Annotated in this window: 19 protein-coding genes and 1 pseudogene; 16 read left to right on the forward strand and 4 right to left on the reverse strand. The window is 36.4% G+C overall.

All coding sequences use genetic code 11. The features are described from left to right. Positions 1-191: 191 nt before the first annotated feature. Positions 192-608: a hypothetical protein gene (locus tag ACM03V_RS18690; protein WP_414622298.1), complete on the reverse strand. Its 417-nt coding sequence runs from the start codon at positions 606-608 to the stop codon at positions 192-194. 287 nt (positions 609-895) lie between these two features. Between ACM03V_RS18690 and ACM03V_RS18695 the strand changes: the two genes are divergently transcribed. From ACM03V_RS18695 to ACM03V_RS18705, 3 genes are all read left to right on the forward strand, one after another. Then, positions 896-1,915, forward strand: coding sequence for an ATP-binding cassette domain-containing protein (locus ACM03V_RS18695; RefSeq protein ID WP_414622299.1), 1,020 nt, complete (start codon positions 896-898; stop codon positions 1,913-1,915). A 107-nt stretch (positions 1,916-2,022) separates the two neighbouring features. Continuing rightward, entirely contained in the window at positions 2,023-2,919 is an 897-nt protein-coding gene (locus ACM03V_RS18700; protein WP_414622300.1) for an ABC transporter permease, read from the forward strand. A gap of 39 nt (positions 2,920-2,958) precedes the next feature. After that, entirely contained in the window at positions 2,959-3,381 is a 423-nt protein-coding gene (locus tag ACM03V_RS18705; protein ID WP_414622301.1) for a hypothetical protein, read from the forward strand. A gap of 90 nt (positions 3,382-3,471) precedes the next feature. Here the strand turns inward: ACM03V_RS18705 and ACM03V_RS18710 are convergent, their stop codons facing one another. Continuing rightward, the gene (locus ACM03V_RS18710; RefSeq protein ID WP_414622302.1) at positions 3,472-3,909 is read right to left on the reverse strand and encodes a peroxiredoxin; all 438 of its coding nucleotides are present in this window, start codon (positions 3,907-3,909) and stop codon (positions 3,472-3,474) included. Positions 3,910-4,237: 328 nt separating this feature from the next. Between ACM03V_RS18710 and ACM03V_RS18715 the strand changes: the two genes are divergently transcribed. Then, positions 4,238-4,561 (forward strand): hypothetical protein, encoded by a 324-nt coding sequence (locus ACM03V_RS18715; protein WP_414622303.1) that lies wholly within the window; start codon positions 4,238-4,240, stop codon positions 4,559-4,561. 264 nt (positions 4,562-4,825) lie between these two features. On the opposite strand, the pseudogene ACM03V_RS18720 reads toward ACM03V_RS18715, so the two are convergent. Continuing rightward, positions 4,826-5,062, reverse strand: a pseudogene (locus ACM03V_RS18720) (ISAzo13-like element transposase-related protein); the annotation flags it as partial. A 263-nt stretch (positions 5,063-5,325) separates the two neighbouring features. On the opposite strand from ACM03V_RS18720, the gene ACM03V_RS18725 reads away from it, so the two are divergent. From ACM03V_RS18725 to ACM03V_RS18780, 12 genes are all read left to right on the forward strand, one after another. Then, positions 5,326-6,585: a hypothetical protein gene (locus ACM03V_RS18725; protein WP_414622304.1), complete on the forward strand. Its 1,260-nt coding sequence runs from the start codon at positions 5,326-5,328 to the stop codon at positions 6,583-6,585. A 412-nt stretch (positions 6,586-6,997) separates the two neighbouring features. Beyond that, positions 6,998-8,020 carry a glycosyltransferase gene (locus ACM03V_RS18730; RefSeq protein ID WP_414622305.1) on the forward strand — a complete coding sequence of 341 codons (1,023 nt, stop codon included), beginning with the start codon at positions 6,998-7,000 and terminating at the stop codon, positions 8,018-8,020. A 41-nt stretch (positions 8,021-8,061) separates the two neighbouring features. Beyond that, the gene (locus ACM03V_RS18735) at positions 8,062-9,537 is read left to right on the forward strand and encodes an NAD(P)/FAD-dependent oxidoreductase (protein WP_414622306.1); all 1,476 of its coding nucleotides are present in this window, start codon (positions 8,062-8,064) and stop codon (positions 9,535-9,537) included. 252 nt (positions 9,538-9,789) lie between these two features. Beyond that, entirely contained in the window at positions 9,790-10,833 is a 1,044-nt protein-coding gene (locus ACM03V_RS18740; RefSeq protein ID WP_414622307.1) for a glycosyltransferase family 2 protein, read from the forward strand. A 118-nt stretch (positions 10,834-10,951) separates the two neighbouring features. Continuing rightward, positions 10,952-12,142: a glycosyltransferase family 4 protein gene (locus tag ACM03V_RS18745; protein ID WP_414622308.1), complete on the forward strand. Its 1,191-nt coding sequence runs from the start codon at positions 10,952-10,954 to the stop codon at positions 12,140-12,142. A gap of 101 nt (positions 12,143-12,243) precedes the next feature. Continuing rightward, positions 12,244-13,248, forward strand: a complete 1,005-nt coding sequence (locus ACM03V_RS18750) for a sulfotransferase domain-containing protein (protein ID WP_414622309.1) — start codon at positions 12,244-12,246, stop codon at positions 13,246-13,248. A 2-nt stretch (positions 13,249-13,250) separates the two neighbouring features. Next, a complete protein-coding gene (locus ACM03V_RS18755; RefSeq protein ID WP_414622310.1) occupies positions 13,251-14,759 on the forward strand; it encodes a lipopolysaccharide biosynthesis protein in 1,509 nt (502 codons plus the stop codon). A gap of 60 nt (positions 14,760-14,819) precedes the next feature. Then, positions 14,820-15,722 (forward strand): glycosyltransferase, encoded by a 903-nt coding sequence (locus ACM03V_RS18760; RefSeq protein ID WP_414622311.1) that lies wholly within the window; start codon positions 14,820-14,822, stop codon positions 15,720-15,722. A gap of 56 nt (positions 15,723-15,778) precedes the next feature. Further along, positions 15,779-17,392 carry a hypothetical protein gene (locus ACM03V_RS18765; protein ID WP_414622312.1) on the forward strand — a complete coding sequence of 538 codons (1,614 nt, stop codon included), beginning with the start codon at positions 15,779-15,781 and terminating at the stop codon, positions 17,390-17,392. 186 nt (positions 17,393-17,578) lie between these two features. Beyond that, positions 17,579-17,983: an Npun_F0494 family protein gene (locus tag ACM03V_RS18770; RefSeq protein ID WP_414622313.1), complete on the forward strand. Its 405-nt coding sequence runs from the start codon at positions 17,579-17,581 to the stop codon at positions 17,981-17,983. A 254-nt stretch (positions 17,984-18,237) separates the two neighbouring features. Then, positions 18,238-19,716 carry a cobyric acid synthase CobQ gene (gene cobQ, locus ACM03V_RS18775; protein ID WP_414622314.1) on the forward strand — a complete coding sequence of 493 codons (1,479 nt, stop codon included), beginning with the start codon at positions 18,238-18,240 and terminating at the stop codon, positions 19,714-19,716. 350 nt (positions 19,717-20,066) lie between these two features. After that, the gene (locus ACM03V_RS18780) at positions 20,067-20,306 is read left to right on the forward strand and encodes a 2Fe-2S iron-sulfur cluster-binding protein (protein WP_414622315.1); all 240 of its coding nucleotides are present in this window, start codon (positions 20,067-20,069) and stop codon (positions 20,304-20,306) included. A gap of 11 nt (positions 20,307-20,317) precedes the next feature. On the opposite strand, the gene ACM03V_RS18785 is transcribed toward ACM03V_RS18780, so the two are convergent. After that, the gene (locus ACM03V_RS18785; RefSeq protein ID WP_414622316.1) at positions 20,318-20,767 is read right to left on the reverse strand and encodes an SRPBCC family protein; all 450 of its coding nucleotides are present in this window, start codon (positions 20,765-20,767) and stop codon (positions 20,318-20,320) included. Positions 20,768-20,875 lie beyond the last annotated feature (108 nt).

Raw genomic sequence — 20,875 nt, forward strand, 5'->3', positions numbered from 1 at the left:
GTTAACATTAATATGCGATTATACAATCAATTTTTTAGAGATAAATCGCAGTGAAATCTATTTTATATATAGTATTTCTTAAATTTTCAATTACTGCTTCTATTCTTATGATCTGTTTGGGTTGTAATGAACAAAGCAAAAAATCTGTAGATACCACAGTTGAACCTGCTCCACAAACAAAAACCAGTCAATTAGATATCGCTAAGGTAATTGTCGGCTATTGGGTAACACAAACAGGTCAAAATGAATTGCGTATCAATTAAATCTTGATTATTTCGCAATATTTCCGCTTCAGTTCCGCGAGGGCAACTCATTAACGTTTCAATAAGTTCTAAATAAGCTTTATGACGTTCATTATCTTCAGAATTAAAGGTCTTTGTTGCTTGTGCTAACATACCCTTTAATTGCTTAGCGAAATGTCTTAAAAACTTAGTAGTTCGAGTTGCACCAGTTTCTTCAGCTTTGATGGCTATCTGTTCCATCACCATAATTAAATCTTCATCAACCAATTTTGTATTGGCTTTTAAGATTACAAATTCCTCTCCGTTGCCACAATTTAGAAGTTGTTTAATCAGAGCAACATACTCTTGCAGACGGCGTTCATCCATGAGGGTGAATCTCCGTAGTTTTAAGACAATTTTTACACTCCTATCCCAACAACGTAATCGATATAAATACCTCTTTTAAGTGCCTTGATACATTTGTTGCGACTTTATGGTGATGGGGGGATGGGGAGAGAGGGGCATGGGGAAGGGGACAAGGGGAAGAATAATAACTCCTAACTCTTAACTCTTAACTCCTAACTATTCCTTATGACCTAATTAAAAACTGTCGCTTCACTTCTAAAATGAAGATAGAATTTGTTGAGTTTTGTATATTTAAGAGTTAATGTCCAATGGCTGCTGCCGTTTTAGTCGAAAATTTAAAGAAGAGTTACGGCACTACCCAAGCCGTGAAGAATATTTCCTTTAAGGTAGAGCAAGGGGAAATTTTCGGTTTACTTGGTCCTAATGGTGCTGGAAAAACTACTACTTTGCGTGCTTTGTGTACTCTGACTACACCTGATGCTGGCAAAATCGAAGTGTCTGGTATCTCAGCAATAGATAATCCTAGAGATGCGAGAAAACGTCTTGGCTACGTTGCTCAAGAGGTTGCTTTAGATAAAGTGCTTACCGGAAGAGAACTGTTGCAACTTCAAGCAGCGCTTTACCACATACCTGCAAAAGTTACCAAAGAGCGGATTGATACAGTTTTAGAATTACTAGGTTTACAAGAATACGCCAATAAAAAAACGGGTAGTTATTCTGGCGGTTTACGCAAACGCTTGGATTTAGCAGCGGGATTGCTACACGCACCTACCGTACTGGTTTTAGATGAACCAACTGCGGGGCTTGATATCGAAAGTCGTTTTGTGGTGTGGGAATTTCTGCGAAAATTGCGAGAAGCAGGAACAACAGTATTAATTACCAGCCATTATTTAGAAGAAATTGATGCTTTAGCCGATAGAGTTACAATAATCGATCGCGGTGAGGTAATTGCTACAGGAACACCATCACAATTAAAAGATAAAGTAGGGGGAGATAGAGTTACTCTTCGCATTCGCGAGTTTACTTCTGATGATGAAGCAGAAAAAGCAAAAACTTTACTCGCGTCCTTACCTTTCGTTCAAGAAGTAATCGTTAATGGCGCTCAAGGTAACTCATTGAATTTGGTAGTTTCTCAGCAAAATGATGCTTTGATTACTATACAAAAAGCTTTAAATGATGCCGATTTACCAACTTTCGGGATTGCACAATCTCGTCCCAGTTTAGATGATGTATATTTAGCAGCAACAGGAAGAACTTTAATGGATGCCGAACTAGCTGCCGTAGGTACCAGAGACATGAAAGCTGAAAAGAAACAAAGTATGAAATAGAAAGTAGGGAGTGGGGAATAGGGAATTTTGAATTCCTAACTCCTAACTCCTAACTCCTAGCTATAAACTTTTAATCCAAAATCCAAAATCCAAAATCTAAAATTGTCATGAGTGGTACTGTTTTTTCTTCCAAATCGGATATTAATTTACAGAAAATTGCATCGCCGCAACTGTATAGCGATGCCAATCAAAGTGCTTTCGGCGAATTAGTTCAAGAAACTTTGGCTTTGACTCGTCGTCTATTTATTCAGTTACAGCGTCGCCCTTCTACTTTAGTGGCCAGCATTATTCAACCTGTAATGTGGCTGGTTTTATTTGGCGCACTTTTTCAAAATGCACCAAAAGGAATTTTTGGTAATACTACAAATTACGGTCAATTTTTAACTGCTGGAATAATAGTTTTTACAGCATTTGCTGGAGCGCTAAATGCTGGTTTACCAATCATGTTTGACCGAGAATTCGGCTTTTTGAATCGTTTGTTAGTTGCTCCTTTAGCGTCGCGTTTTTCTATTGTCTTTGCTTCAGCAATTTTTATTGTTAGTCAAACTTTGTTGCAAGCAGCAATAATTGTCGCTGCTGCGTCGTTTATAGGTGCGGGTATCCCTAACGCCGCAGGTTTGAGCGCGATCGCCTTGATAGTTTTTCTACTGGCTTTAGGTGTAACGGCTCTTTCGTTGGGTTTAGCCTTTGCTTTACCGGGACATATTGAGTTAATAGCCGTGATTTTTGTGACTAATTTACCGCTATTATTCGCGAGTACGGCTTTAGCTCCCCTGTCATTTATGCCCAAGTGGTTGCAGGTTGTGGCAGCACTCAATCCTCTCAGCTATGCGATCGAACCAATTCGCTATCTATATATCCATGAAAGTTGGGGATTTAATAGTGTAGTAATGCAGGCTTTCTGGGGTGACGTAACTTTTGGCGGTGCAATACTTGTATTGTTAGGCTTTGCGCTTGTAGCATTGTTAAGCATTCAATCCCGCTTACGTCGTACTCTTGCGTAGAATAGAAGAATTAATTCGAGTCATATAAGGGAAACTTTAATGAAAATATCGTCAAAATTCAATAAATTAGTTGCTGCTACTGTTACAGGGATAGGGATTGCTTGTATCGTTGCGCCATCCGCAAGCTTTGCTCAAACCAGTCAAGATGTTTCTGTACCATCAAGCTATCAAGCAGATCCATTTGATACAAAACAAGGTGATGGAACTTCTTTTAACGGTACTGAAAGCGGCAACTTCAATCCAATGGATTTGATTCATCGCTCGCAGCTTGGTACTTTGGATTGGCAAGGATTTTCTTCTCAAAATAGACAGCAAATAAATTCTGAAGCAAATACATTTCGTAAAAGACAGCAAGAACTGCTTCAACAACGTCAGCAGCAACAACCTACAAGCCAACAAAAGTTTGATTTTGTGTTCCCAGTTTACACACCAGCGCAAACTACACCTGCTGCTGGTAATTAGAATTAGTGAATCTAGCTAATTTTTAATAATTATTGTAGAGACGCGATATATCGCGTCTCTTTTGTTAATGTTGGTTAACTGATGTCAAATTTATAATCCCAAGGATTTCAAGACATCTTCAGCGTGAGTACTGGTGTTAACATCAGAGTCAACTTGAGAAATTTTGCCATCAGTACCAATAACGTAAGTAACGCGCTTTGCATAGCCGCCACCATCAACATCGTAAGCTTGAATCAAACTTTTATCGGTATCAACTAGCAAGGGAAAATTCAAATTAAATTTTTGAGTAAATGCTTGGTGAGAAGCTTCATCATCAGCACTTACACCTAAAACCGCGATATCTTTGCTTTGATACTGCGATTGAGCATCTCGGAAGCTACAGGCTTGCTTAGTACAACCAGGGGTATCGTCTTTTGGGTAGAAGTACATAACTACTGTCTTTCCTTTAAAATCTGACAAAGAAACTGTATTACCGTTAGTATCTTTCGCTGTAAAACTTGGGGCTTCGGTTCCAACTGGTAGAGGCATATTTTTGGTTAGATTTATTTGAATCTGTTGCAGTGAGTATTTTATCGTGAATATTTCCGCTTTTTATAAATTATTTACCAGTAGTAACTATAAGATTCCTTAGAATATTTTTATTCACGTAACTTACGCTTACGTTTTTAGAACTAAGTACATGGTGCTTTTTATCGAAAACAATAAAATATAAAAAATATCGGCTTTTGGAACAAAATGACTATTAATTTGTCAAAATTATCAAATTTAACTAATTCCGCAGTCTAAATTGATAGAAGTCAAATTATAGCTAAATTATTAGCTTTCTTATACTAAAAAAAATATCAAACATACATAAATGCTATTTATAGTTTTTCCACCTTTAAAAGGTCACGGAATTTTAATTAAAATTGCACGATTATTCCCAAACGATTTTTTCAGGTTGCTTTTGTTCTATTCTTTAGCATTAGTTACTTCTGTAAGGTTTTCCTATCGTCCCAATCTTGCTTTTTGGATTGTACTAGTAAATAGCGTATTGATGGTGAAAGCATATCCTTGGGATAAATACCTGCTTCCTCTTTTAATTATCTTCTGGCATCTAAAATCAATTGGAATTTTAGATCGAAATACTACTATTAAAGCGGAAAATACTGCTTCATTTTTACTCCGGGTGCCAAAATAGGAGTATTTATTGATACTCCTTAGCTTGGCAATATAAGCGATTCTATCAGGTTAAGAAAATATTAATAATATTTTTGCGTTTATTGCCTAATGAATTATCCAAACTAATTTTACTTTATTCTCTTGAGCTATTAGCTTTTTTAAGCTTCTATCGTCGTATTAGTCTTAGATTCTGGATTATATTAATGCAATGCGGCTTAATGACTTAATGATAAGAGCATATCCGTGGGATAAGTATATGCTTCCATTATTAGTAATATTATGGTTAAAAAAGTGCCGGATATAAAATTACACGAAAACGTATGTTCAATTGATATTGATGAGCAAAATTTACCATACGTTTCATAAATTGAGTCCGTCGAAAATTATTCTCTGGATGATTGTCTTGATTTAGAATCAGTGTTTTAATTTCCGAAAATCGGCAACTCTGTGTTTTTCAAAAATCTTCAAGAACATCAACAATTAAATCACTGTTAATGCTAAAAGTATACCCTTGGAATAAATATGCACTTCCACTTTTAATTCTTTTCTGGTATCTCCAATCGATTGGGGTTTTAGATCAAAGAATTGCCCGTAATATCAAAAGAAATTTGTTTTTATGCTTTTCATGGCATCTTACGTAAAGATGCTGATGTATATTACGTATATAATTCGTTATAAATAAGATATTATTGTTCGAGAGTAATCACTTCCAACTATTTAGATACTTACTAAATGAGGCTATTGTTAAAAAATTTGTTCAATCAATTTTTATGGAAATAAATAATGTTTTATAAACATGGATTTAGGGAAAAACATCAGTATACCATATTTTTTCTGATATGTGTAATTGTCATTTATTTAATATTATTTATCGCTCTCAATCAACTTCAATATCCTCCAACAACGGACGAACCACATTACTGGAAAACAAGTTTGCGATTTAGCGATAGCTTAATTCCTAGTTTGGACTTACTTCGTAATTATGGTGAACTCAATACACCACTACCATTTATAATATTTGGAGGATTAGAGTATCTATTTAAAGGGGGAATATTTTCCGGAAGATTTATTAATTTTATAATTTCTTTTTGTATGACTTGTCTGATTGGATTACCAAAAGGAAAAGTGACAAAAAAATCTTTTTTAAGCGTATGTGGTTTATTGTTGTTTCCTTACTACCTAATATTAAGTGGTCGTCTCTACACTGATATTATTGCTGCATTTTTTGTTTTGCTAGGCTTTTGGTTTTATAATCGTTCTCAGCATATACTTAGCAGTTCTGCTTTCATTTTAGCAATTGCATCGCGTCAATTTATGTTAGCTTTTCCATTGGCTATCTTTGTTGTTGAACTCATTAATTATTCAATAATTAAAATCCGAATATATCGTTTAAGAAAAGCTGTTAATTCAAGACAAAAAGAAAATAATGCAGAGGTTAAAGCTATTGAAGCAGATTATTTAGCTAAAAACCGAATACATCCTATTCGCTGGCTAATGCCATTAATCGCATCATTATCAATAATAGGTTGGTTAGTACTTTTTGAAGGTATAGCCCCTGAAGCCGGTATGACAGCACGTGCAGTACCAGCAGTACAGCAAAAATTATGGTCTATAGACCTTAGCGGCAGTTGGTTTATTCTTAGTTGCGTTGGTTTATATTTTGTTATCCCAGAGTTTATTTTATTTCGTTCAAAAATTTCATGGAGTAAAATTATAACAGGTAAAAATTGCTTTTTAGCTGCTTTTTTATTGTTCTTATGTATAGTTTTTCCACTTACAGAAGCTCATGGAATATTTATTAGAATATTAAGATTTATACCAAATGATTTTGTAAAAAATATTTTGCTTTATATCTTAGCTTTATTAGCTTGCTTAAGATTTTCTCGGTTTAATATTGCTTTTTTTATTTTATTTATACACTGCGGTTTAATGATGAAGGCATATCCTTGGGATAAATACATTCTTCCGTTATTACTTATCTTCTGGTATTTGAAATCAAGAAAAATATTAGATAATCAAAATATTCTGAAATTAAAATTTTAAGTTTATTCCGCAGTTAGTATGCTTAAGTGTCTACACAAATCTCTCTCATTTGAAGTAAGTCTTTTTAGTTTAAACAAACAATTTAGTCGAATAAGATATTTATTGTAGCTAGAAACAATACATTAAGTATATGCATTAACTGCAATTAGACTTAAATAGATGTTTTTAACATCTTTATTTGATATATTTTTTTGTTTCTATAATTTCATATTCATCACAACTTTACATTGATAAAGTTTAGGCAAATTTTTGTTTAATATGTTTTGAACAGCATCTTATTGTTTTTTAATAATTAGAGTAAGTATTAAGGTTATGAGAGGGTATCTGGAGAACACGCATCTTATCTTACGTTCAACGATTAACTAATTAGATAGCTATTGATTAATATAAAATGGTGAGGAATTAATTAGTAATGGTTACTCCTACTGAATTAAGTATTTCAGTAATTATCCCAGTACACAACGGAGGAGAAAGTTTTCGTCAATGTTTATCTAGTCTGACAGAATCAACGATTTCGACCGATGAATTAATTGTAGTCTCGGATGCAGATACAGATGGCTCTTGGTTAGTAGCGCAAGAATTTGGCGCGAAAGTAATCAGGATGCCTGTTAATGGAGGCCCTGCTAAGGCGAGGAATTTAGGTGCAAGTGTCGCTACTAGTGATATTCTCTATTTTATAGATGCTGATGTCGTTATTTCCCCTTCGGCGATCGCTCAAGTCAAGAAAGCTTTTGAAAATAAATCTGAATTAGCTGCTCTAATTGGTTCTTATGATGACGAACCGGGAGAAACTAACTTTTTGTCTCAGTATAAAAATTTATTCCATCACTATAACCATCAAATCGCGAGTGAAGAAGCTTTCACATTCTGGGGCGCTTGTGGAGCTATTCGCCGCGAAGTATTTCTCTCTCTAGGTGGATTTGATGAGAATTATCGACGACCTAGTATAGAAGATATTGAACTAGGATATCGGATTAGACTTGCTGGTTATCAAATAAAACTTTTTAAAGATTTGCACGTAAAGCATTTGAAACATTGGAGTTTTGTGTCTCTATTGAAAGCAGAAATTTTCTACCGTGCTTTACCTTGGACTGAACTAATTTTACGTCAACGCCAATTAGATAATGATTTGAATTTAGGGGTATCTAGTCGGTTAAGCGTAATTTTAGTCTATGGAATATTGACATCTTTAATTTTAGGTTTTTGGTGGTCTGGATTTTTCGCTGTGGCTGCGGTACTGAGTCTGATTATGCTATGGCTCAATTTTGCGGTTTATCATTTCTTTTATGCAAAACGTGGCTTAGGTTTTGCATTGCGGGTGATTCCTTGGCATTGGTTTTATTACTTTTACGGCGGTTTAGCCTTTGCTGTTGGTACGAGCAACTATTTATGGCATGAGTCGTTCTTATCAAAACTAGATATTTCTACTACTTGATATTCAGCACATCGCAAACAAACACACCCTTTATTGAAACTATGAAAAACAATCAAGTTGTCGTTATCGGAGCCGGTCCAGCAGGTCTTACCGCAGCTTACCATTTAGTCAAGCATGGCATTAAACCAATAGTTTTAGAACAATCAGACAAAGTAGGTGGAATCTCTAGGACTGAGAAGTATAAAGGGTATCACTTTGATATTGGCGGGCATAGATTTTTTACCAAAGTTCAAGAAGTGCAAGACCTTTGGTATGAAGTTCTTGAAAACGATTTTATCAAGACTCCGCGTATGTCGCGGATTTATTATCAAGGTAAGTTTTTTCAATATCCTTTGAGTGCGTTTGACACCCTTCAGAAGCTTGGTATATCGGAAAGTTTTCTGATTATCTGGTCTTACCTGCAAGCAAAGCGTCAACCGCTTCCTGTCGAAGATAATTTAGAGCAGTGGGTGACAAATCGCTTTGGCGATCGCCTTTATAAAACATTTTTCAAAACCTATACCGAGAAAGTTTGGGGTATTCCCTGCAATCAGATTCAAGCTGAATGGGCGGCTCAGCGTATCAAAGGTTTATCGGTAAAAACAGCAGTATTAAATGCTTTGTTTGGCAAAAATGATACCAAGACTTTAATTAAAGAATTTGATTACCCCAGATTGGGACCAGGGATGATGTGGGAACGCTTCGCCGAAAAGATTGAAGCAGCCGGCGGTGAAGTGCATATGAATACGAAAGTATTAGGAATGGAGCGTGAAGGGCAGCGTATTACTAAAGTTATTGCCGAACGCGATGATAATTTGATTCAGTTTGAGGCAGATAACTATATTTCTAGTATGCCTCTGAATAAGCTGGTTCAAAAAATGGACCCGGCATTACCAACCGAAGTAGTACAAGCTGCAAACGGTCTAAAATATCGCGATTTTCTGATAGTCTCGTTGATTATAGATGCACCAGATTTATTTCCCGATAACTGGATTTATATTCACTCTCCACAGGTGAAAGTAGGTCGGATTCAGAACTTCAAGAATTGGAGCGCTCAAATGGTTCCTGACTCTAGTAAAACTTGCTTGGGTATGGAATATTTCAGCAATGTTGGCGATGATTTGTGGTCAAAAACAGATGAAGAATTAATTGAGTTAGCCAAACAAGAATTAAAAACTTTAGGATTAGCTGGAGATGCGGTTGTAGAAGACGGAACTGTAATTCGCCAGCCCAAAGCCTATCCAGTCTACGACCGCGATTATCGCCAGCATTTAGACGTGATTCAAAATTACTTGCCACAGTTTGAAAATCTGCAAACTACTGGTCGTAATGGAATGCATCGTTATAATAACCAAGATCACTCGATGCTTACAGCTTTGTTAGCAGCAAAAAATCTGTTAGGAGAGAAACACGATTTGTGGAACGTGAATGTTGAACGTTCTTATCACGAGGATTTTACCAAAGAAGAATGGAAGGAAGTCTCTTCATCAGAAGATGATAACGATCTGACTGCTGTAGCCTCTAAAAATAATAAATAGGGAACAGCCAACAGGGAACAGAAAGTGTACGCTTGTCTTTTATGTCCTAACAGACACGCGCTTGCCGCACATAAAGGTAAACGCTAATAAAAATCTACGGAGGAATCCTATATTCTCAAATTAATTCATACTTAAAAAGCTAGCAACAATAACTAACATCGTCTTCTTCTCCTGTTGCCTATTTCCTATTCCCCATTCTCTGTTCCCTATCAGTCAATTTATCCAACCCTTATTTTTGAAATATAATCAGCTATGAGCGAACCTCAAGTAACAATTATTGTTTCCCCTCGCGAACGCTTTAGCTATACCCGCGAGTCCTTGGAAAGCATTTATGAAAATACTCAAATTCCGTTTAAGCTAATATATATAGACGGAAATTCCCCGAAAAAGACAGGCGAATATTTGCAAAATCAAGCCCAGGAAAAAGGTTTTAAATTAATTCGCACCGACTATTATTTAACTCCTAATAAAGCTAGAAATATTGGTTTAGCAGAAGTAGATACCAAATATGTCGCTTTTGTAGATAACGATATTATTCCTGCTTCGGGATGGTTAAAAGCTTTAATTGACTGTTCCGAAGAAACGGAAGCTACAGTAGTAGGGCCGTTAATGTTTCAATACTTGCCTTTACATCAAGAAATTCACTTTGCAGGTGGAGAATCTCGTGTTGTCGTTGATGCAAAAGGTAGACGGCGATTGCGGGAGAAAATGTACAAGCAAGGTAAACAAATTACAGATCCGCGAGTCAAGTTACAGCGTACAGAAACCGAACTTTGCGAGTTCCACGTCATGTTGGTTCGTACCAAAGTATTCCAGCACTTAGGAATGTTCGACGAACAGATGCTCAATTCTAAAGAACATCTCGACTTTTGTCTGAATGTTGCCAAAAATGGCGGTAGCGTTTACTTTGAGCCTGCGAGTCTCGTCACCTACGTTCCCACATCACCTTTAAAATTCAGCGACATACATTATTATATGTTGCGTTGGAGCGACGCTTGGGAACTTGGAAGTCTTTCACGCTTGCGGCAGAAATGGAATCTAGCTGAAGATGGATATTTTCAACACAAATATAAAGCATTGGGTTGGAGACGTAGAGATACAATTTTAAAGCCGATAGTTCGCTCTTTAAGTTTTGGTATCCAGAATCAGTTTCTGCAAAAAGTATTGATGTACGGTTTGTTGGCACCCGTAGAAAAGTTACTAAATCGTTATCTTACAGATACTTATGCTAAAAAACATCTTCAGCCTAAAACAACTCTGAATATAACTTCACCACAAACATTATCTGAAGTTTGAAATAAGGAACGGGGAACTGCGAAAAGTTGCTCTTGGGGGAAAACCCTAAGAGCAACTTTTCAAGATAGGGAATAGGGAACAGAAAAAAAATGAATTCCCCCTCTTGGGGCTGCTTTGAATGAAAATTCTTCTGCTTAATGATGTTGGTACTGCTACCGGAGGTGCCGAGACACAAATGCTTTCCCTCCGGGATAACCTACGCTCGTTATCTCATGATGTGCGTTTGTTTGCAAGTGTTGCTCAACCAGTAGCTGATAGCCCTTTGCTTTCTGAATACAGTTGTTTTGGTACAAATACGCTGTTTCAAGTGATTTCGCAAACCGCCAATGTATCGGCTTATCTCAATTTACGCCGTGCCCTGAACGAATTCAAACCAGATGTAGTTCACGTGCGGATGTTTATGTGGCAGCTCTCACCGCTAATCTTGCCATTGCTTGAAGATGTGCCGTGTTTATATCAAACAGCAGTATATAAAGCAATTTGTCCAAGGGGAACAAAGTTACTACCCGATGGCAGTGCTTGCAAATATAAGGCAGGTAAAGCTTGCTTGCGTCATGGTTGCTTGACACCCCAGTCTTGGGCGGTGTTTATGGTACAGCGACAAATGTGGTTGCAGTGGCGACACTCTTTTAATACAGTAGTGGCGTTGAGTCATGCAATGAAAGCAAATTTAGAAGCAGAAGGAATTACACCTGTAAAAGTAGTTCACAATGGAGTGCCCAAGCGAGAATTACGTCCACCTCTTAGCGAACCACCAACGGTTGCTTTTGCAGGAAGATTAGTTCTAGAAAAGGGAATTGACGTTTTATTAAAGGCGTTTGCACGGGTAAAGGAACGGGTACCCAAAGCTGAATTAATTATTGCAGGGCAAGGAGTAGAAGCAAAAAATCTCAAATCCTTAGCTGAAGAATTAGGAATTAACAAGAGTGTAAAATGGTTGGGACACATAACCCGTGAAGAATTAGAGCATCACTTCGATCCAGCTTGGGTACAGGTAGTACCTTCACTTTGGGCGGAACCTTTTGGTAACGTTACCACAGAGGCAATGATGCGAGGTACATCTGTAATTGCCAGTGCTACGGGGGCACAGCCAGAAATTGTTAACAATAACGAAACAGGCTTTTTAGTGTCTCCGGGAGATATTTCAGCCCTTTCCGATGCTTTATTAAAGTTACTTAGTAGCCGGGAATTAGCAGAAGAAATGGGACAAGCTGGTCGCAAACGAGCAATTGAAGAATTTAGCGAAGAACGACGTACCCAAAATTTTTTAGATATTTATCAAGAAATTATAGAAATAGGTAATAGGTAATAGGAAATTGATAATTAATCATTAATTTCCTATTCCCGGTTGCCCATTCCCTATTCCCTTATTTAAAAATCCAAAATCCAAAATCTAAAATCCAAAATAGAATGACAATTTTACAAGCAGGTGTGCCAAAAAGCGGCAATTATTGGCTATACACTATCCTTAAAAGTATCAATCAAAAAGCAGGTTTAGAGTATAAGAGCTTTTTGAGAACTCATCCCATCCATAAAGTTGCTCAAACTTGGGATTTGAGTTTTGCCGGACAAAATGATATGGATTTTATCAATATCAAGAAAAATTGTTGCGAATTCCGTATTAGTGCTGTGTTTCAAGAAGAAATTGCAGATATTGATGATTATATTAATAAGTGCAGTCTTGTTTGGACTCATTCTTCAATCAATTCTTACGGTAGTAAAGTTCTACCTAAATTTAATAAAATTGTTTATATAATTCGCGATCCCCGTGATGTAGCAATTTCTTATTCTAAATATTGTTTTACCGAACATAAATTAAAAAATCATCCGCCTCACTACGAAGAAAATCCCGAATCTTATCTAGAAAATCGTCTCGATATCATGTTGCGAAATTGGGTTGAACACGTAGGTAGCTATCTAAAATATCAAGATAAACTAAATATTTATCCAGTTTTTTACGAGCGATTTCTAAATGATTTAGATTCAGAATTACCCCGCTTACTTAATTATTTAGATATTGAATTAGATGAAAATGCAATTAATCAAATAAAATCAGATGTTAGCTTTGACAGCATGAAAAAACAAAGCCCCAAACATTTACGTAAAGGAAAATCCGCTCAATGGCGAGAAGTATTTACATCAAAGCAAAAAGCGAAAGCCGAACGAATTGCCGGGGAGATGATGAAATTACTAAATTACCCAATATTTTCAGATGAAAAAACCCTACCTTGCATACCTTTAAATATTAGTCACAGTCAACTTGAAACGGCGATCGCTCCTTCTTCTCGGAATTTGATCCACAATGTAAAGCATATATATGACTTTATCAATAGCGAAAGAACATTGAATGCTAAAGCTAACTTATTTAAAGATTGGTCAACTAACAAAATAAAGCAAGTAGCGAAGGGACGTTAATTGTGAAAATTAATCGTCACTTAAATACCGATAGTCTTCGTTCCGATCTTAAACGTCGATCGCTTTTATCTGGTTTAATTAACTTTGCATCTCAACCAATAAAACTTGTTTTAGGAATTGGCTCAACTGCTATCTTGGCTAGGATATTAACCCCTGGAGACTTTGGTTTAGTCGCAATGGTTGCACCTCTACTTGCTTTAGCCGACAGTTTGAGTAATTTTGGTTTAGAAACTGCTGCCGTACAAAAGGAAGAACTCGATAACGAACAACTTAGCCTCAGCTTCTGGCTATCGTTGAAAGTTAACGCCCTCATTGTTGGTTTGATGGTAATTATGGCTCCGATTCTTGCCCATTTTTATGGGAAACAAGAGTTAATTGGAATTACCCTTTTGATGACTTTTAGTTTTCTTGTAGTTTGTTTGACATTTGTGCATAAGTCACTGTTAAAACGACAGATGCGTTTTGGCGTACTCACGATAATTGAAGTTATTTCACAAGTTGTTGCTGCGGCGATCGCCATTTTTGCCGCTTATAAAGGTTGGAGCTATTGGGCATTAGTATTACAGTTAGTTGTAATGCAGTTGATACAAAGTATCGGTTATTTGATAATTTGTCCTTGGCTACCCGAAAAACAGATTAAAAGTGAGAAAACCAACGTAAACTTGCAGGCTATGTTATCTTACGGGGCGCATTTGACGGGTTTTAGGTTTCTCATGCGTATCGGTATGCAATTAGACCGTATACTTGTTGGTTACTTAAGTGGAGCTACAGCATTAGGACTTTACCAAGTTGCCTATAAATGGTCTTATTTCTCTTTTGAACAAGTTTACTTTCCACTTTTTGACGTAGCAGTATCTAGCTTTAGTCGCACGCTACACGATACAAATTTATATCGCAGCTACTGCCGCAAAGGACTAATGTTACTGTTTACTCTATGTATGCCAGCCCTAACATTTTCATTTGTTGAAGCCCAGAACCTGCTGGTATTGCTACTGGGGAATCAGTGGTTAGAAGCGGTTCCGCTGTTTCAAGTTTTAAGTATAGCGATATTTTTCGGTAGTATGTACCGAGTAACTAAATGGCTTTATGTATCCGCAGGTCAAACTCAGCAGCAGTTTCGTTGGGGGCTGATTCATACACCGATTGTAATTGTCGCCGTAGCTATTGGTTCGCAATGGGGTGCTATTGGTGTTGCCACAGGTTATACCACAGCAACTTGTTTATTGACTTTTCCATCAGTAGCCTTTTGTTTGAAAACATCTCCTTTAACCGCAAAAGATTTTCTCGCCGCAGTCTTTTGTCCGGCTTTTTCTTCTATTAGTACAGCAATTATTCTATATTTATGCAAGCAAATATTGCCAAGTTTTGACAATACAATTATTACTTTATCTGTCAGTTTTCTGATTTTTTGTATTACCTATATTTTATTTTGGTTCGTGCTTCCCGGAGGCAGAAAAGCTATAGCAGAAGTCTGGCAAAATATAAAACAACTACGTAAAAAATCTAATTAGTTTTGAAAAGATTGTAATTGTAAATCTTAAAAATCTCACCAATATAACAAATCTAATAAAATGAACAACTCCAACAAATCAACACCATTTATTTCTATCGTTATCCCCACTTATAACCGTCCCGAAAGATTAGCAGACTGTCTTGAATCTTTGAGTAACTTAGAATATCCTGCCGATCGCTTTGAATTGGTAGTAGTTGATGACGGTAGTAAAATGTCACTCGAACCAGTAGTAGAACGCTTCAAAGAACGGTTAGAAATTACGCTCCTTAAACAAGAAAATCAAGGTCCTGCAACCGCTCGAAATACTGGTGCAAAACTTGCAAAGGGAGATTTTCTAGCTTTTACCGACGATGACTGTAAACCCGCACCGGATTGGTTAGATAAATTAGCCGCACGTTTCGCTACAGCACCAGAATGCATGATAGGTGGTAAAACTCTCAACGCTCTTTCCAATAATCTTTATTCAACTACCTCTCAAGTATTGATTGACTATTTATATAACTATTACAACTTAGATTCTAAACGGTCAAACTTCTTCGCATCTAATAATTTTGCCCTACCATCAGATAGATTTCAAGCTCTCGGAGGTTTCGACACAACTTTTCCGTTAGCAGCAGGAGAAGATAGAGAATTTTGCGATCGCTGGCTGCAATACGGCAACAAAATGGTTTACGCGCCAGAAGTTCAGGTGTATCATGCTCATAAATTAACATTATCTAGTTACTGGCGGCAGCACTTTTTTTACGGGCGCGGCGCTTTCTGCTTTCATCAAGTTCGTGCCAAACGCGCTCATACAGAAATTAAAGTTGAGCCAATATCATTTTATTTAAATTTATTAAAATATCCTTTATCGCAACAAATACCTCAACCGAAATTGTTACTCTCTGGATTACTATTTGTCTCGCAAGTTGCTAGTACAGCAGGCTTTTTCTGGGAAAGAACTCATCAAACTAGTAATTAATTAGATATTTGGTAGATATTTGGCAATACTTAAAAAAAATTTAGTTTAAACAACTGATGGCTACTACCCAAAAACGACTGACTCAACCAAATAGCTTTTTATCAAAATATCTTACTTACTCAAACTGTCTGATCTTAGTTTTCTTTGTTCTCAGTTTTATCGGCATCCTTAATCATGAAATGTGGCGCGATGAAACTCAGGCATGGTTAATAGCAAGAGATGCTTCTACTTTAACTGACTTATATGAAAACTTAAAATACGAGGGACATCCAGGATTATGGCACTTATGTTTGTTTTTAATTACGAAGTTTACTCATAATCCTTTTGCAATGCAGTTTTTTCATATACTGATTTCGACTGCTGTTGTTTGGGTTTTTGTGAAGCTATCGCCTTTCAATATTTTACAAAAAACACTTTTTACTTTTAGTTATTTTCCTCTATTTGAATATAATATTATTAGCAGAAATTATAGTATAGGATTATTATTAATTTTTATGTTTTGTTATCTTTTCACTCAAAAAAATAGGAATTTTATTAGTTTATTTTCAGTTTTAGCTCTTTTAGCGAATACAAATCTTTATTGTTTAATCATATGTTTGTGTTTAAGTGCTGCTTTAATCGTCGATACAATTAGACTACATAAAAACAATCAATATAAATTAAGTCGCAAACAGATAAATAATCTAAGTATAGGCTTGATTATATTATTATTAGGTCTAGGTATATGCGTTTTTCAGCTACTTCCTGTTGCCATACAAGATACCGCCAAAGATATACAGCAAAATATTGGACAAGAAACAGCTACATCAACTACATCAAAATTTGATTTATTATCAACTTTATTAAAGCGGTTGACATATTCTTTGAGGGCAATTTGGTATAGCTACATTCCTATACCACAATTTTGGGAATACCACTTCTGGACTAAAAATATTACTGAGAATTCATTGATATTGACATTATTTGCCTTTTTTATGTCATTATTTTTGCTATTTTACTCAGTAGTTATCTTCATTGATAAACCAATTATTTTATTGTTATATTTATCCGGTACTGGAGGAATAATATTATTTACGTGGTTAAAATATCAGGGAACTTTAAGGCATCATGGCAATTTATTTATCTTTTTCTTAGCCTGCATCTGGATTAGTCGATTTGTTAGGAAATCATACGATGTTCCTCAAATATTTTCAAAAATTAACTATCAGTTCAAAAAATATCATAAGCAAATTATCACAACTATTTTATTAATTCAAGCATTATCCGGTTTGTATGCTTATAGTATGGATTTAATTTTTCCATTTTCTAAAAGTGAGGTAGCATCACAGTTTATTAGAGAACGAAAACTAACAGAAGAGTTTATTCTTGGTAGTAAAGATACTATAGTTTCGCCCATTTCTGCTTTTTTAGATAAAAAAATATATTATATAGAATATGAGAGAACGGGTAGTTTTTTTAATAATCATCAAAGAAAATATATAAATCGTCAATCGGAACTAGTTGATAAAATTGATGCGGCTATCAAAAATAATTCAACCAAAAACGTTCTCATATTAAGTTTCCCGCTCAATATTGAAAATAGTCAGCTAAAGTTTACTAAGCTAAATGAATTTAAAGGCAGTATAGTTGCTGAAGAACAATACTATATATATCTTGTAGAACAAAAATAGAACTTACGTAAAGATATTTTTTTAGAAGGCTTTAAATTTAGAGATTTATAGAAAGCTATCGTTAATTGTATCTACGAGAAATATCCGATCAAATTGCCCAATATAGTCTTAATTAGAAAATTTTGTGTAAATTAAAATTAAATTACTATTAATATAGTAATTTAAAGCAAAATTGATATATCCAAAATGCCTGCTATTGATTCACAAGCTCAGAAAAGTTTTACCTATACTAATTCTACGCAAAAACGAGCTTCCCGAGCGCTGCGATGCTCTCCTTTTAAGTTAAGCTTGTTTGAACAGATGCTTTCACAACGTGTAGCTATGGGTGAAATTTCTGGATCAAATGGTCTAAAAAACAACTATACAAAACGTTCTTTATCTGAATTGGCAGCAGATAACGCTTTAGTATGGTTGATTGAAGTCGGCTTGCTGCGACGAGAAGTAGACGGGCAAGGGATTACAGATAGTTTTCGACTGACTCCTTTAGGTCGTCAGCTTGCAGAAAGCTTTCAAAATCAGGATTGGGCTGCTCCAACATTGGGCGATCGCCTCTTGAATTCATTAACCCGTATATTTAGATTACCTTTTTGAATTGAGTTTGAATTGATTTTGAATTAATTAAGTGCCCGAAAGTTAGGAGTGAGGTTAATAAGGGAACAATAAATACTGAAGCCGATGCTTTCTTTATGAAGTGTTTATAAACGGGAATATAAACTTACTGCTCATTTGTACGGGAATTTCACGGCGGAGTAGTGGTGTTATTAACCACGAAGTCGCCAATGGCATTTTCCCTGGCTTCATCCTTTAACTCAATAAGTCCGATAAAGAAAAGATAATAGCTAACTATGAAATCAATTATGGTAGTGGGAACAACATCCCACGCGGGAAAATCACTATTATGCGCCGCGATATGTCGTATATTATCACGACGTGGTTGGCGAGTGGCTCCCTTTAAAGGTCAAAATATGGCGAATAATGCTTATGTTACGGCCAATGGAGGAGAAATTGGCTATGCACAAGCAGTACAAGCTTGGGCTGCGGGAGTAGTTCCTTGGGTAGAAATGAACCCAGTTCTGCTCAAACCCCAAGGAGATATGACTTCCCAAGTAATTATCAAGGGTAAAGCTGTAGGAAAAGTCAGCGCTACAGATTATTACGAGCAATATTTTGACTTGGGATGGCGAGCTATTGAAGAATCCTTACATAATTTAGGAACGGAATTTGATTTAATAGTTTGCGAAGGTGCTGGCAGCCCTGCGGAAATTAATCTCAAACACCGCGACTTAACTAATATGAGAGTTGCCAAGCACTTAAATGCTATGACTCTATTAGTAGTTGATATCGAACGTGGTGGAGCGTTTGCTCACGTGGTAGGTACTTTAGAACTATTAGAGCCAGACGAAAGAGCATTAATCAAAGGTATCGTTATTAATAAGTTCCGGGGACAGCGTTCGATATTAGAACCAGGAATTAAATGGTTAGAAGAAAGGACTGGTATTCCGGTTGTAGGAGTCATTCCTTACTTAGAACAGGTATTTCCTGCTGAAGATTCCCTCGATTTGCTGGAAAGAAAACCCCGTAAATTTAATGGCGAACTAAATATTTCAGTGGTTAAATTACCGCGAATAGCCAACTTTACCGATTTTGATCCTCTCGAGTCAGAACCTACTGTCGGAGTAAAATACGTAAGTCCCAAGCATGAGTTAGGACATCCAGATGCAGTAATTCTTCCAGGTACAAAAACTACAATACCTGACTTATTGCTACTGCAAAGAACGGGAATGGCCGAACAAATTCAAAATTATGCTGCTGCTGGCGGTACGGTATTAGGAATCTGTGGTGGTTTTCAAATTTTAGGTCAGATGATAGCCGATCCAGAAGGGATAGAAGGGCAAGCTGGCAGATTTGGAGGTTTGGGATTATTACCCGTCAAAAGCGTAATTACAGGACAAAAAATCGCTCGACAGCGACAAGTAACCTCTAATTTTCCTCAAGCAGGCTTACCCGTTCACGGCTTTGAAATTCATCAAGGACGTTCGCGAATTGAAACACAAGGTCCTGACGCTCAAGGTTTCGAGGCTTTGTTCGACGATGTTAATTTAGGTTTAGTAGATAAGTGTCAATCCGTATGGGGTACCTATCTTCACGGTATGTTTGATAACGGCCCCTGGCGACGCGCTTGGTTAAATAGGTTACGTCAGCAGCGTGGTTTGAAATCTCTACCTACAGGTGTTCCTAACTACCGCGAGCAAAGGGAAAAATTATTGGATTCTTTAGCTGTGAATGTAGAACGCTATTTGGACTTAAGCGTTTTGTTATCTTAGGAACGTGGTTAGTGGTTAGTAGTTAGTAGAAGTGAAGTAATACATCATTTTGCAGTTAAACTTACATCTTGCACCATTGTGGTTAAGACCAAATTCTCGCCTTGAAATTAATTGATGCGGCTAATATATAAAGTATGTTAAAGCGCACTAAAATTCTTACCCAGTCTGATTTATCAGACGAAGGTTTGTCAGCCTTGGAATTAATTCCAAGGCGGTTGTGAGGGCTAATTGCAAGTGATGCAAGATATTAGGTTAAATGAACTACAAGTATAAATTTAAAATAACTAGTTCAACCAACAACTAACAACTAACAACTAACAACTAACAACTATCAACCAACCAATAAAAACATGAGTGTTAAAGTTCACTTTTTACCAGATGACGTTAAAATTGATGCCGAAGTGGGAGAAGCTTTACTCGATGTCGCTGACAGAGCAGGAGTGTTGATTCCTACAGGTTGTTTAATGGGTTCCTGTCACGCTTGCACGGTAGAAGTAAAAGGTGGAGACATTATCCGCGCTTGCATTAGTTCCGTACCAGCAGGAAAAGAAGAATTGACAATTAATATATTCAGCGATCCTACTTGGTAAGTAACTTTTAGCTATTCGAGAGGGCTAACCCCAGTTTGAGCGTATTCCTTAAACCTTTGCAAGTTTTCTTGTAGGGTTGACTCTACCACTCGCCCTAAAAATAAATTATCCATTAATCTGCCAATAATACCAGGTATGGCATAACCAACAGTTAGTTTGACAATGCTACTATTTTGACGGTCGTAAAATCTAATCGCTCCTCTATTCGGTAAGCCATCAACTGATTCCCATTGAATTATTTGATGCTCAACTACCTTAAGAATTCGCGATCGCCAACTAAAGTTAAATCCACCAGTATCTAATTTCCATAGGGATAATTCTGGATTGTCTTCGAGAACTTTAACCGAATCAATCCATTTCATCCAGCGAGGCATTTGTTCTAAGTCAGCCCACATACCCCATACTACGTCTATAGGAGCGTCTACCTCTACTTGTACGGTATGCTCCAGCCAGTTAGCCATTATTAATTGTTATCCTAATTTTTTTCTTCACAATCTTTAAGCGTTTATATCTAAATAGTTTTTTGATTTTTTGATTAGTTTCACCTATTCTCTATTTCCTGTTCCCTC

Origin of the sequence: Calothrix sp. CCY 0018 (assembly GCF_963920925.1) — a bacterium.
Lineage (GTDB): Bacteria > Cyanobacteriota > Cyanobacteriia > Cyanobacteriales > Nostocaceae > Rivularia.

Coding starts and splice junctions, on each gene's coding strand:
- ACM03V_RS18690 (WP_414622298.1), bottom strand. CDS start 608: ATGGATGAACGCCGTCTGCAAGAGTATGTTGCTCTGATTAAACAACTT.
- ACM03V_RS18695 (WP_414622299.1), top strand. CDS start 896: ATGGCTGCTGCCGTTTTAGTCGAAAATTTAAAGAAGAGTTACGGCACT.
- ACM03V_RS18700 (WP_414622300.1), top strand. CDS start 2,023: ATGAGTGGTACTGTTTTTTCTTCCAAATCGGATATTAATTTACAGAAA.
- ACM03V_RS18705 (WP_414622301.1), top strand. CDS start 2,959: ATGAAAATATCGTCAAAATTCAATAAATTAGTTGCTGCTACTGTTACA.
- ACM03V_RS18710 (WP_414622302.1), bottom strand. CDS start 3,909: ATGCCTCTACCAGTTGGAACCGAAGCCCCAAGTTTTACAGCGAAAGAT.
- ACM03V_RS18715 (WP_414622303.1), top strand. CDS start 4,238: ATGCTATTTATAGTTTTTCCACCTTTAAAAGGTCACGGAATTTTAATT.
- ACM03V_RS18725 (WP_414622304.1), top strand. CDS start 5,326: ATGTTTTATAAACATGGATTTAGGGAAAAACATCAGTATACCATATTT.
- ACM03V_RS18730 (WP_414622305.1), top strand. CDS start 6,998: ATGGTTACTCCTACTGAATTAAGTATTTCAGTAATTATCCCAGTACAC.
- ACM03V_RS18735 (WP_414622306.1), top strand. CDS start 8,062: ATGAAAAACAATCAAGTTGTCGTTATCGGAGCCGGTCCAGCAGGTCTT.
- ACM03V_RS18740 (WP_414622307.1), top strand. CDS start 9,790: ATGAGCGAACCTCAAGTAACAATTATTGTTTCCCCTCGCGAACGCTTT.
- ACM03V_RS18745 (WP_414622308.1), top strand. CDS start 10,952: ATGAAAATTCTTCTGCTTAATGATGTTGGTACTGCTACCGGAGGTGCC.
- ACM03V_RS18750 (WP_414622309.1), top strand. CDS start 12,244: ATGACAATTTTACAAGCAGGTGTGCCAAAAAGCGGCAATTATTGGCTA.
- ACM03V_RS18760 (WP_414622311.1), top strand. CDS start 14,820: ATGAACAACTCCAACAAATCAACACCATTTATTTCTATCGTTATCCCC.
- ACM03V_RS18765 (WP_414622312.1), top strand. CDS start 15,779: ATGGCTACTACCCAAAAACGACTGACTCAACCAAATAGCTTTTTATCA.
- ACM03V_RS18770 (WP_414622313.1), top strand. CDS start 17,579: ATGCCTGCTATTGATTCACAAGCTCAGAAAAGTTTTACCTATACTAAT.
- cobQ (WP_414622314.1), top strand. CDS start 18,238: ATGAAATCAATTATGGTAGTGGGAACAACATCCCACGCGGGAAAATCA.
- ACM03V_RS18780 (WP_414622315.1), top strand. CDS start 20,067: ATGAGTGTTAAAGTTCACTTTTTACCAGATGACGTTAAAATTGATGCC.
- ACM03V_RS18785 (WP_414622316.1), bottom strand. CDS start 20,767: ATGGCTAACTGGCTGGAGCATACCGTACAAGTAGAGGTAGACGCTCCT.